We start from the raw sequence: 15,501 nt of genomic DNA on the forward strand, positions 1-15,501 counted from the left end.
GATAGGTCGGGTGTGTAAGCGCTGTGAGGCGTTGAGCTAACCGATACTAATTGCCCGTGAGGCTTGACCATATAACACCCAAACAATCTGACCGCGGTCAGAGCGTGAGGAAGACGACGCCGAAAACGGGCGCGTGGGTTCGCAAGACCCAAGACGAGTTGTCTACTTCGATCACAGACCCAATTGGGCCAGCCAGGCAGCCTTATCGCCTGGTCAGCCAACCGAATTGCTTGACGAATATAGAGCATTGGAACCACCTGATCCCTTCCCGAACTCAGAAGTGAAACGATGCATCGCCGATGGTAGTGTGGGGTTTCCCCATGTGAGAGTAGGTCATCGTCAAGCGCCTAATACCCAGCACCCCCGCTCAGATCACTCTGGCGGGGGTGTTGTCTTTGCGGCGGGAAAAGTTTGGCCGGGTGCCAGGGCGCTTGGGCACTGGAAGCAGCTAATCGGCTAGCGGAAGCCTGAAGCGGTGTCGCTGAGGGTGCCCTCACCCTAGCCCTCTCCCCGGGGGAGAGGGGACCAAAGGGCGCGGCGGCGGCGTTGGAGCCGTGCCTGCTAGGCAGGTGCTGCTTTAAGTCTGCATAGAGCACAAACAGCCCGGCTGCGCCGGGCTGTTGTGTTGGAATCGCGGCACAGAATCATCGTGGGTTGGCGCTGAGCGCAGCGAAGCCCAACAATCAGCTCTGCTGCAGGGATCAAGTGAACGGCGGCGGGGCGGTGAGGGGGCCAGGTTGGAGTCTGGATGTTGGACTTCGCTAGGCTCAGCCCAACCTACCGCAGGACCTACGGCGGCGTTACGCGAGCAGGAAAAAGCCCGGCATGCGCCGGGCTTTTTGCGTTCTGGAGGGTGCCGAGGATTACTCCCGGTCGCGTTCCAGCAAGGGCTTGAGGAAGTGGCCGGTATAGGACTTCTTGTTCGCCGCGACCTCCTCGGGCGTACCTGTCGCGATGATCTGACCACCCTTCGAGCCGCCTTCCGGGCCCAGGTCCACCAGCCAGTCGGCGGTCTTGATGACATCGAGGTTGTGCTCGATCACTACCACGGTGTTGCCGTGATCCCGCAGGCGATGCAGCACATCCAGCAGCTGCTGGATATCGGCGAAGTGCAGACCGGTGGTGGGCTCGTCGAGGATATAAAGTGTCTTGCCGGTATCGCGCTTGGACAGCTCCCGCGCCAGCTTCACGCGCTGGGCTTCGCCGCCTGACAGGGTGGTGGCGCTCTGGCCGAGACGGATATAGGACAGGCCGACATCCATCAGCGTCTGCAGCTTGCGCGCCAGGGCCGGGATGGACTCGAAGAAGGCATGGGCCTCTTCGATGGTCATGTCCAGGACCTCGGTGATGGTCTTGCCCTTGTACTTCACTTCCAGGGTCTCGCGGTTGTATCTCTTGCCCTTGCAGACGTCACAGGCGACGTAGACGTCCGGCAGGAAGTGCATCTCCACCTTGATCACGCCGTCGCCCTGGCAGGCCTCGCAGCGACCGCCCTTGACGTTGAAGGAGAAGCGCCCCGGGGTATACCCGCGGGAGCGGGACTCCGGGACGCCGGAGAACAATTCGCGAATCGGGGTGAAAAGACCGGTATAGGTCGCCGGGTTGGAGCGTGGAGTCCGGCCGATGGGGCTCTGGTCGATGTCCACCACCTTGTCCAGGTGCTGCATGCCGTCGAAACTGTCATGGGCGGCGACCTCCAGGGTCGTCGCGCCATTGAGCGCCGTGGCGGTGAGCGGGAAAAGGGTGTTGTTGATCAGGGTCGACTTGCCGGAGCCGGATACCCCGGTCACGCAGGTCAGCAGCCCAACGGGAATCTCCAGATTGACGTTCTGCAGATTGTTACCGCGGGCACCCTTCAGCTTCAGCAGCTTCTTCTTGTCCCGCGGCGTGCGCTTGGCGGGGACTGCGATCTTCTTGCGGCCCGACAGGTACTGCCCGGTCACCGAGTCGGGGTGCTGCATGACCTGGTCGGGAGTACCTTCCGCGATGATCTGGCCGCCGTGCACGCCGGCACCCGGACCTATGTCGATGACATAGTCCGCCAGGCGAATGGCGTCCTCGTCGTGCTCGACGACGATGACCGTGTTGCCCAGGTCGCGCAGGTGGGTCAGGGTACCCAGCAGGCGCTCGTTGTCGCGCTGGTGGAGGCCGATGGAAGGCTCGTCGAGGATGTACATGACGCCCACCAGACCCGCACCGATCTGGCTGGCCAGGCGGATACGCTGCGCCTCGCCGCCGGACAGGGTGTCGGCGCTGCGATCCAGGGTCAGGTAGTCCAGGCCGACATTGACCAGGAACTGCAGGCGCTCACGGATCTCCTTGAGGATCTTGTCGGCGATCTGCTGCCGTTGCCCCTTGAGGGTGAGATCCTGGAAGTACTGAGTGGCATCGCCCACTGGGAGACGGGTAACCGCCGGCAGGGTCTTGTCACCGACCCAGACATGCCGGGCTTCGCGCCGCAGGCGGGTGCCATTGCAGTCCGGGCAATGCTGGGTGCTCAGATACTTCGCCAGCTCTTCGCGCACGCTCTGGGATTCGGTCTCGCGATAACGCCGCTCCAGATTAGGCAGGATGCCTTCGAAGGGGTGGGCGCGCTTAACGATGTCGCCCCGGTCATTCAGATAGCGAAAGTTGACGCTTTCCCGTCCGGAACCGCTGAGGACCGCCTTGCGGTGCTTGTCATCGAGACCCTTGAAGGGTTCGTCCAGGCTGAAGCCATAGTGACTCGCCAATGAGCCAAGCATCTGGAAGTAATAGACGTTGCGCCTGTCCCAGCCACGGATGGCGCCCTCGCTGAGGCTGAGCTCCTCGTTGACCACCCGGCGGGCATCGAAGAATTGCTTCACGCCCAGGCCGTCGCAGGTCGGGCAGGCGCCAGCGGGATTGTTGAAGGAAAACAGCTTGGGCTCCAGCTCGCCGATGGAGAAGCCGCAGATCGGACAGGCGAAGCGCGCGGAGAAGACGATCTCCTCACCCTTCCCGCCTTCCATGGGCGCGATGATGGCGATGTCGTCGGCCAGCTTCAGCGCCGTCTCGAAGGATTCCGCCAGGCGCTGCTGGAGGTCTTCGCGCACCTTGAAACGATCCACCACCACCTCGATGGTGTGCTTCTTCTGCTTGTCGAGCTTGGGCAGTTCGTCCATCTCGTGCAACCGGCCATTGACGCGAACACGGACGAAGCCCTGGGCGCGCAGTTCCTCGAATACCGAGAGGTGTTCACCCTTGCGCTCGCGCACGATGGGGGCGAGCAGCATCAGTCGCTCGCCTTCCGGCATGGCCAGCACCTGATCGACCATCTGGCTGACGGTCTGGGCTTCCAGCGGCACATCGTGCTCCGGGCAGCGGGGCGTACCGACGCGTGCATAGAGTAGGCGCAGATAGTCGTAGATCTCGGTGATGGTGCCCACGGTGGAGCGCGGGTTGTGCGAGGTGGACTTCTGTTCGATGGAAATCGCCGGAGACAGACCTTCAATGGTGTCCACATCGGGCTTTTCCATCATCGACAGGAATTGCCGAGCATAGGCCGACAGGGATTCCACGTAGCGGCGCTGGCCTTCGGCATAGAGGGTATCGAACGCTAGCGAAGACTTGCCGGAGCCGGACAGTCCGGTAATGACGATGAGCTTGTCCCGGGGAAGGGTAAGGTCGATGTTCTTCAGATTATGGGTGCGGGCCCCACGGATGAGGATTTTATCCACGTAGACTTCTGCCTCGTTTTGGCGGCGCTTCAATAGGAAAGAGGTCTCGTCCCGGGCTGCGGCTATCTGCCGCGCCTGTGAGAGAGGGGGTAAGGCTGGTAAAATTGGTGGCCCGACAGTGGTGAGCGGGCGTTCGTGATCCTGGCGGTCGGGAACGTTCGGACGAGCGCTCGGCTATCTTCACCGCTTCCTCCCTAAATGGTCATTGTCACGACTGTTTTAAAGCTGTGTGGCGACGTAAAAGCCTGTCGCCGACGAGAGGATTATCAATGCTCGACAAGCGCAGTGAAGCCATGAACGGCGTCGAACGCCGTGCCGCCGTAGGGCTGGCCCTGGTCTTCGCCTTTCGTATGCTCGGTATGTTCATGGTGCTCCCGGTCCTGGCGACCTATGGTCAGGAGTTGGCGGATGCCACCCCGGCACTGATTGGCCTGGCCATAGGTGCCTATGGTTTGACCCAAGCGGTCCTGCAAATTCCCCTGGGGACGCTGTCCGATCGCATCGGTCGACGTCCCATCATCATTGGTGGACTGCTGGTGTTCGCCCTTGGTGCCGCCATTGCCGCCAATGCCCACTCGATCTGGGGCGTCATCGCCGGTCGTATCGTGCAGGGTGGCGGTGCCATTTCGGCCGCCATCATGGCGCTGCTGTCGGATCAGACCCGCGAGCAACATCGCACCAAGGCCATGGCTACCATCGGCATGAGCATCGGCGTGTCCTTTGCCGTGGCGATGGTGGCCGGACCGCTGCTGACCCGTGCCTACGGTCTCGCCGGCCTGTTCTGGGCGACCTGCGGGCTGGCACTGGTCGGCTTGCTGATCGTGCTGTTCCTGGTTCCTCACCAGGCCTCGCCCTTCACCCATCGAGAGTCGAATCTGGCGCGTCAGGCGCTGGGCGCGACCCTGCGCAATCGCGATCTGCTGCGGCTGGATTTCGGTATCCTGGCGCTGCATGCCGTGCTGATGGCCAGTTTCGTCGTCCTGCCGCTGGCCCTTGCCGAACATGCCGGCCTGCCCAAGGAAGAGCACTGGTGGGTTTACCTGACCGCACTGGTGGTCGGCTTCTTCGCCATGGTTCCCTTCATCATCTATGGTGAAAAGAAGCGGCGGATGAAGCGCGTGCTGGTGGGCGCCATCAGTGTGCTGGTGCTGTGCGAGTTGTACTTCTTCTTCTTCAGCAACAGCCTGGTGGCTCTAGTCATCGGCATCGTGGTGTTCTTTACCGCCTTCAATCTGCTGGAGGCCTCGCTGCCGTCACTGGTGAGCAAGGTGGCGCCCGCCGGCGGCAAGGGCACGGCCATGGGGATCTATTCCACCAGTCAGTTCCTTGGTTCCGCGTTGGGCGGTATCCTCGGTGGCTGGCTGTTCCAGCATGGTGGCCTGTCCACTGTCTTCCTGGGTTGTGCGGCGCTTTGCCTGGGATGGGCGGTGGTCGCTGGTACGATGCGGGAACCGCCTTATGTCACCAGTCTGCGTTTGCCGGTTACGCCCGCGCTAGTCAACGACCAGGGATTGGTCGGACGCCTGTTGGCCCTGGCCGGAGTGACCGACGCGGTAGTGGTGGCGGAAGAACAAGCCGTCTACATCAAGATCGATACTAAAATCGTCGATCGGGCGCAACTGGAGCGGCTGGTAAGCCAAACGCCAGTCGCCGCTTGATCGACAGCCTCATCAGGAGATTCATATGGCCCGTGGCGTCAACAAAGTCATCCTCGTCGGCAACGCCGGCGCCGATCCCGAAACCCGTTACATGCCCAATGGCAATGCGGTGACCAATGTCACCCTGGCCACCAGCGAGAGCTGGAAGGACAAGCAGACCGGCCAGCAGCAGGATCGTACCGAGTGGCACCGGGTGGTGTTCTTCGGTCGTCTGGCCGAGATCGCCGGCGAGTACATCCGCAAGGGCTCCCAGGTCTATGTCGAAGGTTCCCTGCGTACCCGCAAGTGGCAAGGGCAGGATGGTCAGGATCGCTACACCACTGAAATCGTGGTCGATATCAACGGCAACATGCAGTTGCTGGGTGGCCGCGGTGGCAATGCCGGTGGCAACGACGAATACAACCAGAGTGCACCTGCGCCCCAGCAGCAGCGTGCCCCTCGTCCCCAGCAGTCTGCTCCGCAGTACGATAACGGCGGCAATGGCGGCACTGGCAACGGTCGTCCTCAGCAGCAGCCCAAGCCCCAGCAGCAGCCGGCGCAGCAGGACTACGACAGCTTCGACGACGACATTCCCTTCTAGGATCTCGTTGATCAGGCAAAGAAAAAGGGCAGCCAGTGGCTGCCCTTTCTTTTTGGTGGAGGCGGGGGGATTTGAACCCCCGTCCGCCAGCTCTCCGCTATCGGTTCTACATGCTTAGCCCGGTCTACTGAGTTAACCCATTGCGGCCCGACGGGCAGGGTGCTTTGGGCGAGCTGTATAAGTTTTAGCCGTTACGTCTACAGCGAACTTGGCGGCGATCCTGTTCTATCTGACAGTCGTTTCGGGTTTACAGGCATCCCCTAGCGACTGCTAGCCGCGTTAAGCAGCTAGAGCGTAGTTGTCGTCGTTGGCAACTATAAGTTTGCAGCAGCGAATTTACGAGTTCTGCTACCAGCTCGGCATGCCCCTCAAGTTTCGTTACCGGCGTCGAATCCTAATCGCCCCCAAAACTTGCTGGTCGTTCACTATAGGAATTCCAGTCGTCCTGTGCAAGTCATTGCTGACGAAACGTTTTTTTCCGCTTGGCTAATTCGCGTCCTTGCGGACGGCGCGCTGGATCTCACGGTCGGAATCGCGTTCGCGTTCGGTGGCACGCTTGTCGAATTCCTTCTTGCCCTTGGCCAGGGCGATCTCGCACTTGACCAGGTGTTTTTTCCAGTAGAGCGACAGTGCAACGCAGGCATAGCCCTTCTGCTGCACCGCGCCGAACAGCTTGCCGAGCTCGCGCTTGTTCAGCAGCAGCTTGCGGGTCCGGGTCGGATCGGCGATGACGTGGGTGCTGGCAGTCTGTAGCGGGGTGATGTGGCTGCCGAGCAGCCAGGCTTCGCCGTCCTTGAGCAGCACATAGCTGTCGGTCAGCTGCACCTTGCCGGCTCTCAGGCTCTTGACCTCCCAACCTGCCAGGGAAACACCTGCCTCGAAGCGGGTGTCGACGAAGTATTCGTGTAGCGCTTTCTTGTTCTGCGCGATGCTGCCGGGGGAGACTTTCTTTTGCTTGGCCATGATTCCAGAGTACAGCGAGTCGGGGGAAATGTCGCCACGCGCTTGAGCGGGTATGAGCAAACACGGACAATACCGCGGTTCTGGACTGCGGCAGGCTGGTGCGGGAGTAAAATGCGAGCGCCGCCCTCAAATTCAAGGTCCGACACCGATATCGCTATTCTACGAGGTTCCGATGAGCTCGCACATCCAACGTTCGGCGTTGCTGCCCTATCCTGCTTCGGCGCTCTATGCGCTGGTTAATGACGTGGACCGTTATCCGGAGTTCCTGCCGTGGTGCTCGTCCGCCCAGATTCTGGAGCAGAACGAAGGTCTGATGCGCGCCGGTCTCACCGTGGCCAAGGGTGGCCTCAGTCAGCAGTTCACGACCCGCAATACCCTGGTGCCGGGCGAGTCCATCACCATGGATCTGGAAAAGGGGCCCTTCAAGCAGCTGCATGGCGTCTGGACGTTCAAGGCGCTGGGTGACAAGGCCTGCAAGATCTCGCTGGATCTGTCCTTCGAATACGACAGCGCCCTCGTCCGCGCGACCCTGGGGCCGCTGTTCAATCAGGCGGCCAATACCATGGTGGACGCCTTCTGCCAGCGTGCCCGAGCCCTCTATGGCTGAGCGTCTCGCCATCGAGATAGCGCTGGCCCTGCCGGAGCGGCAATGGCTGTTGAGTCTGGAGCTGGAGGAGGGCGCCACGGCAGAGCAGGCGGTGCTGGCGTCGGGTTTGCTCGACCAGCTGCCGGCAGAGCAGCGCGACGGCTACCGGATCGGCATCTTTGGCAAGCTGGTCGCCAAGCCGGATGAAAGAAAGCTACTGGAGGGCGATCGGGTGGAGATCTATCGCCCGTTGCTTGCGGACCCCAAGGAAAGTCGCAAGCGGCGTGCCGAAAGGGCCAGAACTACCACTGGCCCCTAGCTGGAGGTCACTGTCCGTCGGTACGGATGCGCTCGGGAGTCGGCACGGCAGCCGGGCGGGCGCTGTCGATCTCTTTCTGGATAGTGTCTTCGGTCGAGCCGGGCACGGCGGGCGTTTCCGGTGTCGCAGCGGGCGCAGCCGCGGGTTGCGCCGGCGCGGTGGGGTCCACGCTGGTGCCACCGTCGGTACCCATGATCTGCTGTTCACGGCTGGTGCCGGGCATGAAGTCACCCGCCAGGCTGCTCAACTGGTTGTCACCATTGAACACCAGGCTCACACGCTCCTGTTTCCGCTGACCGCCAGCGGCCTGCAGGCTGTACAGATAGTCCCAGCGATTGGGATGGAAGGTGTCCTGGATCAGCGGCGAACCCATGATAAACCGGACCTGTTGTCGGGTCATTCCGGGCCGCAACTGGTCTATCATGTCCTGGGTGACGACGTTGCCCTGCTGGATGTCGATCTTGTAAACCCCCGGCAGAGAGCAGCCGGCGAGCATGGCTAGGCCCATCAGAGAGAGCCCGGTCAGCGTTTGCTTGAGGTTTTGCATCGGTGGGAGACTTCCACTATCTTGCTGGGCAACGAAGCCCCGATCATACCCGTATTCCCGAGGGCTGCGAAAGCACTCGGCACCGAGAAAGAGCATGGTAGAGAACAACGAACTCCGCAAAGCGGGTCTGAAAGTGACCCTGCCGCGCGTCAAGATATTGCAGATGCTGGACACCACCGAGCAGCGCCACATGAGCGCTGAAGACGTTTACAAGGCGCTGATGGAAGCGGGCGAGGACGTGGGGCTGGCGACGGTCTATCGGGTCCTTACCCAGTTCGAGGCGGCCGGCCTGGTGGTGCGCCACAATTTTGATGGCGGTCACGCCGTGTTCGAGTTGGCCGACACCGGACACCACGATCACATGGTGGATGTGGATACCGGCGAAGTCATCGAGTTCACCGATGCCTCGATCGAAAAGCGCCAGCGTGAGATCGTCGAAGAGCATGGTTTCGAGCTGGTCGATCACAATCTCGTGCTGTACATCCGTCAGCGCAAGTGAAGATCCAGACATGAAAAAGGCGACCTCCGAGTCGCCTTTTTCATGTCCGTTGGCAGTCTGCGTCTAGCGGCTGACCACCAGCTTGCGGGCATGGGCGAGGGATTCGCGGGTAAGGTCGACGCCGCCGAGCATGCGCGCCACTTCCTCCACACGGCGCGCCCGGTCCAGTTTTGCGACCGCCGTGCGGGTTTCGTCGGTGCCGCGTTCCTTGTGTACGAACAGGTGCTGATGACCCTGGGCCGCCACCTGAGGCAGGTGGGTGACCGTCAGTACCTGGCCCCGCTCGCCCAGCTGCCGCAGCAGTTGGCCGACCACCTCGGCGGTCGGGCCGCCGATACCGACGTCCACCTCGTCGAATACCAGCGTGGGTGTACGCGAGGTCTGGGCGGTGATGACCTGGATGGCCAGACTGATCCGTGACAGCTCGCCACCGGAGGCGACCTTGGCCAGCGGGCGCAGGGGCTGGCCCGGGTTGGCGCTGACGCGGAATTCGACGCCCTCGTTGCCCAGCGGCTGGGGTTCGCCGGTGCTGCCCGGCGAGAGGGTGATGCTGAAGCGGCCACCTGGCATGCCCAGGCGCTGCATCTCGGTTTCGACCGCTGCGGCCAGTTCCGGCGCCCGCTGCTCGCGCAGGCGACTCAATTCACCGGCCTTCTCCTGGTAGTGGCGCTCGAAGGCGGCCAGCTCTTCCTGCAGGCGTTCCAGGGCGACATCGTCGGCATCCAGCGATTGCAGTTCGTTTCGTAGCTGTTCGTGCAGCTCCAGCAGGGCTTCGGGTTGCACGCGATGCTTGCGGGCGAGGCTGTAGACGCTGTCGAGACGCTCCTGCACCACCTGCTGGCGCTCGGGATCAGCTTCGAAATGATCGACGAAGCGATTGAGTTCATTCATCGCCTCCTCGATCTGGATCTGCGCGGAGGCGAGCAGGTTGCTCGCTTCCTGGATCTGCGCCGGGGGGCGGTCGAAGGCGGTCAGGCGTACCACGCTGGCGTTGAGTGCGGACAGTGCATTGCCCTGCTCGTTCTCGGTACAGAGATCCATGGTCTGGCGGCAGGCCAGCAGGATGTGCTCGGCACTCGCCAGATCGCTCTGCTCCTGCTCCAGGGCCTGCAACTCGCCCTCGGCCAGGGCGAGGTTGTCGAGTTCTTCGAGCTGATAGCTGAGCAGCTGATGGCGGGCGCGTTGCTCGTCACCGTTGCGGGTCAGGCGCTCCAGGGTCTGGCGCACCTGACGCCAGCGCTGGGCGGCGAGTTGCACCTGGCGCACCAGCTCGCCCGCGCCGGCGTATTCGTCCAGCAGGCGGCGGTGAGTGTCGAGGCCGAGCAGCGACTGGTGCTCGTGCTGGTTGTGAATGTCGATCAGCAGCCCGCCGAGGGTCTTGAGATCCGCCAGCGGACAGGGCGAGCCGTTGATATAGCCACGCGAGCGTCCTTCGCGGGTGATGACGCGGCGCAGCAGGCAGGGACCGTCCTGCTCCAGGTCGCGCTCGGCGAGCCACTGCCGGGCTTCAGGAATGTCGGTGGTGTCGAAGCTGGCCAGGACATCGGCCTTGTCGGCACCAGGCCTTACCGCATCGCTGTCGGCGCGGTCGCCCAGGGTGAGGCCGAGAGCGTCGAGCATGATGGACTTGCCGGCGCCGGTTTCGCCGGTGATCACGGTCATGCCGCGCTCGAGGTCGAGGTCGAGGTGTTCGACGATGGCGTAGTTGCGGACGGACAGATGCACCAGCATGCGACGATCTCCGAAAGCGGTTTCTGGTTGTTTATACAGTGCCTCTTGGGTACTGGCAATCCATACAGCTCTTGAAGCGTCGGCCGGCGGCCCCATATAGGCGCCATCGATCAAGGCGTCGTCCACTGGCGGGCGCGCTTACCGGCATTACCACAGGAGGACTCCATGGCCGACGAACAGAACTCCCAGACCCCCGAGCACGAAGCCCCCCAGGGCGACGTCCAGCACGAGGATCTCGCCACCCGCGTCGCCACGCTCGAAGAGCAGCTTGCCGCCGCCCAGGACCAGTCCCTGCGCAGCGTCGCCGAACTGCAGAACGTCCGTCGTCGCGCCGAGCAGGATGTGGAGAAGGCGCACAAGTTCGCGCTGGAAAAATTCGCCGGCGATCTGCTGCCGGTGCTCGACAGCCTGGAACGTGGCCTGGAACTGTCCAATGCCACCGACGAGACCCTCAAGCCCATGCGTGAAGGCGTGGAGCTGACCCTGAAGATGCTGCAGGACACCCTCAAGCGCTATCAGGTCGAGGCCGTCGATCCCCACGGCGCGCCCTTCAACCCGGAGCACCACCAGGCCATGGCCATGGAGGAGAGCGCTACCGCCGAGCCGGGCAGCGTGCTCAAGGTGTTTCAAAAGGGCTATCTGCTCAATGGTCGCCTGCTGCGGCCGGCGATGGTGGTAGTCAGCAAGGCACCTGCGGCGCAGCAGCCGAGCATCGACGAAAAGGCTTGAAATTCTTTCGCTCGGCCCCATCTGGTAGGCAAGCGAACATCAAAGGCCCCCTGAGCGGGCCGCGCGGAATCTGAGATTTCTGGAGAAGACTACATGGGCAAGATCATCGGTATCGACCTGGGGACGACCAACTCCTGCGTCGCGATCCTCGAAAACGGTAACGTCAAGGTACTGGAAAACGCCGAAGGCACCCGTACCACGCCGTCCATCATCGCCTACACCAACGATGGCGAGACCCTGGTCGGTCAGCCGGCCAAGCGCCAGGCGGTGACCAATCCGCAGAACACCCTGTATGCGGTCAAGCGTCTGATCGGCCGGCGTTATGAAGAAAACGTCGTGCAGAAAGACATCGAGATGGTCCCCTACAAGATCGTCAAGGCCGACAACGGTGACGCCTGGGTCGAGGCCAAGGGCCAGAAGATGGCTCCGCCGCAGGTGTCTGCCGAAGTCCTGAAGAAGATGAAGAAGACCGCCGAGGACTACCTGGGCGAAGCCGTGACCGAAGCGGTCATCACCGTGCCGGCTTACTTCAACGACAGCCAGCGCCAGGCCACCAAGGATGCCGGTCGCATCGCCGGTCTGGACGTCAAGCGCATCATCAACGAGCCCACGGCGGCTGCCCTGGCCTATGGCCTGGACAAGGCCAAGGGCGACCACACCGTGATCGTCTATGACCTGGGTGGTGGCACCTTCGACGTCTCGGTCATCGAGATCGCCGAAGTCGACGGTGAGCATCAGTTCGAGGTGCTGGCCACCAATGGCGACACCTTCCTGGGTGGCGAAGACTTCGACATCCGCCTGATCGACTATCTCGTCGAAGAGTTCAAGAAAGAAAGCGGCATGAACCTCAAGGGTGACCCGCTGGCCATGCAGCGCCTGAAGGAAGCTGCCGAGAAGGCCAAGATCGAGTTGTCCTCGGCTACCCAGACCGACGTCAACCTGCCGTACATCACCGCCGATGCCAGCGGTCCCAAGCACCTGAACGTCAAGGTCTCCCGCGCCAAGCTGGAGTCCCTGGTGGAAGAGCTGGTCGAGCGCACCATCGAGCCCTGCCGCACTGCGCTGAAGGACTCCGGCCTGGACGTCTCCGACATCCACGAGGTCATCCTGGTGGGCGGTCAGACCCGCATGCCGCTGGTGCAGAAGCGCGTGGCCGACTTCTTCGGCAAGGAAGCGCGCAAGGACGTCAATCCGGATGAGGCCGTCGCCATCGGTGCCGCCATCCAGGGCGCCGTGCTGGCCGGTGACGTCAAGGACGTGCTGCTGCTGGACGTCACCCCGCTGACCCTGGGCATCGAGACCATGGGTGGCGTGATGACCGCGCTGATCGAGAAGAACACCACCATCCCGACCAAGAAGTCGCAGGTGTTCTCCACTGCCGACGACAACCAGGGCGCCGTGACCATCCACGTGCTGCAGGGCGAGCGCAAGCAGGCCGTGCAGAACAAGTCGCTGGGCAAGTTCGACCTGGCCGAGATCCCGCCGGCGCCGCGTGGCGTACCGCAGATCGAGGTGACCTTCGACATCGACGCCAACGGTATCCTCAACGTGTCCGCCAAGGACAAGGCCACCGGCAAGCAGCAGTCCATCGTCATCAAGGCGTCCTCCGGTCTGTCCGAGGACGAGATTCAGCAGATGGTGCGTGACGCCGAGGCCAATGCCGACGAGGATCGCAAGTTCGAAGAGCTGGCTGCCGCCCGCAACCAGGGTGATGCCCTGGTGCACGGCACCCGCAAGATGCTGACCGAGGCCGGCGACAAGGCCACCGCGGAAGAGAAGAGCACCATCGAGAAGGCCATCGGCGAACTGGAAACCGCGGTACGCGGCGACGACAAGGATGCCATCGAAGCCAAGATGAATGCCCTGTCCCAGGCCTCCGCGCCGCTGGCCCAGAAGCTCTATTCCGAGCAGGGCGCTGCCGCGAGTGCCGAAGGCGCCTCGGCCAAGGCGGACGGTGATGCCAAGAAGCCCGGCGACGACGTGGTCGATGCCGAGTTCGAGGAAGTGAAGGACAACAAGTAAGCCGCGTGCTTACCGCACCTGACGGGCTTCGGCCCGTCGGATCCGCCACGCGGGAGCCTGCTCCCGCGTTGGCGTGTCTGGAGGGTGAGAAAATTTAAGGTGCAGAAAGTCTATGGCCAAACGTGATTACTATGAGGTGCTCGGGGTCGAGCGCGGCGCCAGCGAAGCCGAGCTCAAGAAGGCCTACCGACGCCTAGCGATGAAATACCACCCGGATCGCAATCCGGGTGACGCGGCTGCCGAAGAGCAGTTCAAGGAGGCCGCCGAGGCCTACGAAGTGCTGTCCGATGCGGGCAAGCGCTCGGCCTACGACCAGTACGGCCATGCTGGCGTCGATCCGAGCATGGGCGGCGGCGGCTTCGGTGGTGCAGCGGGTGGCGCGAGCTTCTCCGACATCTTCGGCGACGTCTTCAGCGACTTCTTCGGCGGACGCGGCGGTGCCGGTGGGCGTGGCGGTCCGCAGCGCGGCGCCGACCTGCGCTACACCCTGGACCTGGATCTGGAAGAGGCGGTGCGCGGGACCACGGTCACCATTCGCGTGCCCACTCTGGTCGAGTGCAAGATCTGCGACGGCAATGGCGCCAAGCCGGGTACTTCGGCGTCCACCTGCCCCACCTGCGGTGGCATCGGTCAGGTGCGCATGCAGCAGGGCTTCTTCTCGGTGCAGCAGACCTGCCCGCGCTGCCACGGCAGCGGCAAGATCATTCCCGAGCCCTGCACGGCCTGCCATGGCCAGGGGCGCGTGGAGGAGCAGAAGACCCTGTCGGTCAAGGTGCCGGCGGGCGTCGACACCGGTGACCGCATCCGCCTGACCGGCGAGGGCGAGGCCGGGACCCTGGGCGGTCCGAGCGGCGATCTCTACGTGGTGGTCAATGTGCGCGAGCACTCGATCTTCCAGCGCGACGGCAAGCATCTCTATTGCGAGGTGCCGATCAACTTCACCGACGCCGCCCTGGGTGGCGAGCTGGAAGTGCCGACCCTGGATGGCCGCGTCAAGCTGAAGATCCCCGAGGGCACCCAGACCGGCAAGATGTTCCGCCTGCGTGGCAAGGGCGTGACGCCCGTGCGTGGCGGTGGCGCCGGCGATCTGATGTGCAAGGTGGTGGTGGAGACTCCGGTCAACCTGAGCCGGCGGCAGCGCGAGCTGCTCGAGGAATTCCGCAACACCCTGCAGAGCGACAGCTCCCATTCGCCCCGGGCCAGTGGCTGGTTCGACGGCATGAAGCGCTTCTTCGACGACCTCTAAACCGGCAGGGGCGTCGTCGCGAGGCGGCGCCTGGCCAGCAGCCTGGAGCTGATGATGCGACGTATAGCTGTAATGGGCGCCGCGGGGCGCATGGGCAAGACCCTGATCGAAGCGGTCCAGCAGACCCAGGGCGCTGCCGGCCTGACCGCCGCGGTGGATCGTCCCGAGAGCAGCCTGGTGGGTGCAGACGCGGGCGAGCTCGCCGGCATCGGCCGTAACGGGGTGATGCTGTCGGGTGACCTGGCGCGGGTGCTGGATGATTTCGATGTCGTCATCGACTTCACCCATCCCAACGTGACCCTGCAGAATCTGGCGCTCTGCCGCAAGGCGAAGAAGGCCATGGTGATCGGCACCACCGGCTTCACCGCCGAGCAGAAGCTGACCCTGCTGGAGGCGAGCAAGGAAATCCCCATCGTCTTCGCCGCTAATTTCAGCGTCGGCGTCAATCTTTGCCTCAAGCTGCTGGATACCGCCGCCCGGGTGCTGGGTGACGAGGTCGATATCGAGATCATCGAGGCGCACCACAGACACAAGGTCGATGCACCCTCGGGTACCGCCCTGCGCATGGGCGAGGTCGTTGCCCAGGCGCTGGGGCGTGACCTTGAAGAGGTGGCCGTCTATGGCCGGGAAGGCCAGACCGGTGCCCGCGATCGGCAGACCATCGGTTTCGCCACCGTCCGTGCCGGTGACGTGGTGGGCGATCATACGGTGCTGTTCGCCAGTGAGGGCGAGCGGGTCGAGATCACCCACAAGGCCTCCAGTCGCATGACCTTCGCCAAGGGCGCCGTACGCGCAGCCCTCTGGCTCAAGGACAAACAGCCGGCGCTATATGACATGCAGGACGTACTGGAGTTGCGCTGACCCGCTTGCGGGGGTGCCAGGCGTGATCAATTCCTGTACAATGCAGCTTTAGTGTATCCACT

13 protein-coding genes, 1 rRNA gene and 1 other RNA gene are annotated in these 15,501 nt (G+C 63.1%); 10 read left to right on the plus strand and 5 right to left on the minus strand.

Annotated features, from left to right (window positions below):
* Positions 1-229 precede the first annotated feature (229 nt).
* Positions 230-345 (plus strand): 5S ribosomal RNA (gene rrf, locus QMX82_RS10000).
* Positions 346-863: 518 nt separating this feature from the next.
* On the opposite strand, the gene uvrA is transcribed toward rrf, so the two are convergent.
* A complete protein-coding gene (uvrA, locus tag QMX82_RS10005; RefSeq protein WP_187980474.1) occupies positions 864-3,698 on the minus strand; it encodes an excinuclease ABC subunit UvrA in 2,835 nt (944 codons plus the stop codon).
* 269 nt (positions 3,699-3,967) lie between these two features.
* Between uvrA and QMX82_RS10010 the strand changes: the two genes are divergently transcribed.
* Positions 3,968-5,356 carry an MFS transporter gene (locus tag QMX82_RS10010; protein WP_282282888.1) on the plus strand — a complete coding sequence of 463 codons (1,389 nt, stop codon included), beginning with the start codon at positions 3,968-3,970 and terminating at the stop codon, positions 5,354-5,356.
* A gap of 25 nt (positions 5,357-5,381) precedes the next feature.
* Entirely contained in the window at positions 5,382-5,936 is a 555-nt protein-coding gene (gene ssb, locus QMX82_RS10015) for a single-stranded DNA-binding protein (RefSeq protein ID WP_282282890.1), read from the plus strand.
* 53 nt (positions 5,937-5,989) lie between these two features.
* On the opposite strand, the gene ssrA is transcribed toward ssb, so the two are convergent.
* Together ssrA and smpB are read right to left on the minus strand one after the other, a co-directional pair.
* Positions 5,990-6,342, minus strand: a transfer-messenger RNA (tmRNA) gene (gene ssrA / locus QMX82_RS10020).
* A gap of 80 nt (positions 6,343-6,422) precedes the next feature.
* A complete protein-coding gene (gene smpB / locus QMX82_RS10025; protein WP_158893809.1) occupies positions 6,423-6,899 on the minus strand; it encodes an SsrA-binding protein SmpB in 477 nt (158 codons plus the stop codon).
* Positions 6,900-7,071: 172 nt separating this feature from the next.
* Here smpB and QMX82_RS10030 point away from each other — a divergent pair, with 172 nt between their 5' ends.
* Positions 7,072-7,506, plus strand: a complete 435-nt coding sequence (locus QMX82_RS10030; protein ID WP_208693672.1) for a type II toxin-antitoxin system RatA family toxin — start codon at positions 7,072-7,074, stop codon at positions 7,504-7,506.
* Complete coding sequence (locus QMX82_RS10035) at positions 7,499-7,804, plus strand: RnfH family protein (RefSeq protein WP_282282898.1); 306 nt, start codon at positions 7,499-7,501, stop codon at positions 7,802-7,804. The genes QMX82_RS10030 and QMX82_RS10035 overlap by 8 nt, the downstream gene beginning before the upstream one ends.
* Before the next feature lie 7 nt (positions 7,805-7,811).
* On the opposite strand, the gene QMX82_RS10040 is transcribed toward QMX82_RS10035, so the two are convergent.
* The gene (locus QMX82_RS10040; RefSeq protein WP_282282900.1) at positions 7,812-8,351 is read right to left on the minus strand and encodes an outer membrane protein assembly factor BamE; all 540 of its coding nucleotides are present in this window, start codon (positions 8,349-8,351) and stop codon (positions 7,812-7,814) included.
* 94 nt (positions 8,352-8,445) lie between these two features.
* Between QMX82_RS10040 and fur the strand changes: the two genes are divergently transcribed.
* On the plus strand, positions 8,446-8,850 hold the full coding sequence (gene fur / locus QMX82_RS10045; RefSeq protein WP_007162667.1) for a ferric iron uptake transcriptional regulator: 405 nt from the start codon (positions 8,446-8,448) through the stop codon (positions 8,848-8,850).
* Between the two features lie 63 nt (positions 8,851-8,913).
* On the opposite strand, the gene recN is transcribed toward fur, so the two are convergent.
* Positions 8,914-10,581, minus strand: a complete 1,668-nt coding sequence (gene recN / locus QMX82_RS10050; RefSeq protein WP_282282914.1) for a DNA repair protein RecN — start codon at positions 10,579-10,581, stop codon at positions 8,914-8,916.
* Positions 10,582-10,746: 165 nt separating this feature from the next.
* On the opposite strand from recN, the gene grpE reads away from it, so the two are divergent.
* The 4 genes from grpE to dapB all read left to right on the plus strand — a co-directional run bounded on the left by grpE (position 10,747) and on the right by dapB (position 15,439).
* Complete coding sequence (grpE, locus tag QMX82_RS10055) at positions 10,747-11,310, plus strand: nucleotide exchange factor GrpE (RefSeq protein WP_282282918.1); 564 nt, start codon at positions 10,747-10,749, stop codon at positions 11,308-11,310.
* Positions 11,311-11,403: 93 nt separating this feature from the next.
* On the plus strand, positions 11,404-13,332 hold the full coding sequence (dnaK, locus tag QMX82_RS10060) for a molecular chaperone DnaK (protein WP_282282920.1): 1,929 nt from the start codon (positions 11,404-11,406) through the stop codon (positions 13,330-13,332).
* Positions 13,333-13,444: 112 nt separating this feature from the next.
* A complete protein-coding gene (dnaJ, locus tag QMX82_RS10065) occupies positions 13,445-14,578 on the plus strand; it encodes a molecular chaperone DnaJ (RefSeq protein WP_208693678.1) in 1,134 nt (377 codons plus the stop codon).
* Between the two features lie 54 nt (positions 14,579-14,632).
* Positions 14,633-15,439: a 4-hydroxy-tetrahydrodipicolinate reductase gene (dapB, locus tag QMX82_RS10070; RefSeq protein WP_133863034.1), complete on the plus strand. Its 807-nt coding sequence runs from the start codon at positions 14,633-14,635 to the stop codon at positions 15,437-15,439.
* The last annotated feature ends 62 nt before the right edge of the window (positions 15,440-15,501 follow it).

This window comes from Pseudomonas sp. PS02302 (assembly GCF_029959585.1).
Classification (GTDB): Bacteria; Pseudomonadota; Gammaproteobacteria; order Pseudomonadales; family Pseudomonadaceae; genus Chryseomonas; species Chryseomonas aestiva.